Annotated in this window: 3 protein-coding genes; all 3 read left to right on the top strand. The window is 70.4% G+C overall.

The annotated features are described in order from the left end of the window. A partial coding sequence (minC, locus tag CR938_RS14220) for a septum site-determining protein MinC (protein WP_162125609.1) occupies positions 1-380 on the top strand: 380 nt, incomplete at its 5' end. A gap of 66 nt (positions 381-446) precedes the next feature. Then, positions 447-1,256 (top strand): septum site-determining protein MinD, encoded by an 810-nt coding sequence (gene minD / locus CR938_RS14215; RefSeq protein WP_162125608.1) that lies wholly within the window; start codon positions 447-449, stop codon positions 1,254-1,256. A gap of 2 nt (positions 1,257-1,258) precedes the next feature. Continuing rightward, the gene (minE, locus tag CR938_RS14210; RefSeq protein ID WP_162125607.1) at positions 1,259-1,513 is read left to right on the top strand and encodes a cell division topological specificity factor MinE; all 255 of its coding nucleotides are present in this window, start codon (positions 1,259-1,261) and stop codon (positions 1,511-1,513) included. Positions 1,514-1,621 lie beyond the last annotated feature (108 nt).

The raw sequence follows: 1,621 nt of genomic DNA, 5'->3' as shown, positions 1-1,621 counted from the left end.
CCACCGCTCCCGCGCCCGCCCCGGCGCCGCGCCCGGCCGAGCCGCCGCGCGTGGCCGGGCGCATGCAGAAGACCCCGGTCCGCTCCGGCCAGCAGGTCTACGCCGAAGGCTGCGACCTGACCGTGCTGTCCACGGTCAGCGCCGGCGCCGAAGTGATCGCCGACGGCTCGATCCACATCTACGGCGCCCTGCGCGGCCGCGCCCTGGCCGGCGCCCGCGGCAACACCGAGGCGCGGATCTTCTGCCGCGAGTTCCAGGCCGAGCTGGTGGCCATTGCCGGCCACTACAAGGTGCTGGACGATATCCCCGACCAGCTGCGCGGCAAGCCCGTGCAGGTCTGGCTGGACAACGGCCAGTTGAAGCTGGCGCCCATCGAATGACCCGGTGCGCGCCGGCGGCCCGGCCGCGGGGCGCGCACCACCGCACGCATTGCAAGGAGATTCCCTTTGGCTGAAATCATCGTTGTGACCTCCGGCAAGGGCGGCGTCGGCAAGACGACTTCCAGCGCCAGCATCGCCATCGGCCTGGCCCGCCGCGGCCACAAGACCGCGGTCATCGACTTCGACGTCGGCCTGCGCAACCTCGACCTGATCATGGGTTGCGAGCGGCGCGTGGTGTACGACTTCGTCAACGTCATCCACGGCGAGGCCACCCTGAAGCAGGCCCTGATCAAGGACAAGCGCTTCGACAACCTGTTCGTGCTGGCCGCCTCGCAGACCCGCGACAAGGAGGCGCTGACCCGGGACGGCGTGGAGAAGGTCCTCAAGGACCTGGCCGCCGACGGCTTCGAGTACATCGTGTGCGACTCACCGGCCGGCATCGAGAAGGGCGCGTTCCTGGCCATGTACTTCGCCGACAAGGCGATCGTGGTGGTCAACCCGGAGGTCTCCTCGGTGCGCGACTCCGACCGCATCATCGGCCTGCTGGATTCCAAGACCCGCCGCGCCGAATCCGGCCAGCCGCTGCCGGCGCACCTGCTGCTGACCCGCTACAGCCCGGCGCGCGTGGCCTCCGGCGAGATGCTGAGCGTGGGCGACGTGGAGGAGGGGCTGGGCCTGAAGGCCATCGGCGTGATCCCCGAGTCGCCGGACGTGCTCAACGCCTCCAACAAGGGCGAGCCGGTCATCCTGGAAACGGCCTCCGAGGCCGGCCAGGCCTACGAGGACGCCGTCGCCCGCCTGCTGGGCGAGGAGCGGCCGATGCGTTTCCCCCCCCTGGAGAAGAAAGGCTTCTTCAGCAAACTGTTCGGGGGTTGAACATGGGCCTGTTCGACTTCCTCAAGGCCAAGAAGAACACCGCCGAGACGGCCAAGAACCGGCTGCAGATCATCATCGCCCAGGAACGCAGCAGCCGCAGCGCCCCGGACTACCTGCCACTGCTGCGGCGCGAGCTGCTGGAAGTGATCAAGAAGTACGTCAACGTGGACGTGGACGCGGTCAAGGTCGACCTGATCAAGGACGGCGACCACGACGTGCTCGACATCTCGGTGGCCCTTCCCGACGGACAGGGCTGACCTGTCCGCGGCGCCGGCCGCATCCCGGCCGGCCGCACGGCGTGCCCCCGCGCGCCCCGGCCCCTGCCCGCCCGCCGCGGGCGGGCAGGGGCCGGGGCGCGCGGGGGC

Origin of the sequence: Pseudoxanthomonas taiwanensis (assembly GCF_010093135.1) — a bacterium.
GTDB lineage: Bacteria > Pseudomonadota > Gammaproteobacteria > Xanthomonadales > Xanthomonadaceae > Pseudoxanthomonas > Pseudoxanthomonas taiwanensis.
The sequence above is the reverse complement of the archived record's forward strand: the minus strand, read 5'-3'. Positions and strand labels throughout refer to the sequence as shown.

Coding starts and splice junctions, on each gene's coding strand:
- minE (WP_162125607.1), top strand. CDS start 1,259: ATGGGCCTGTTCGACTTCCTCAAGGCCAAGAAGAACACCGCCGAGACG.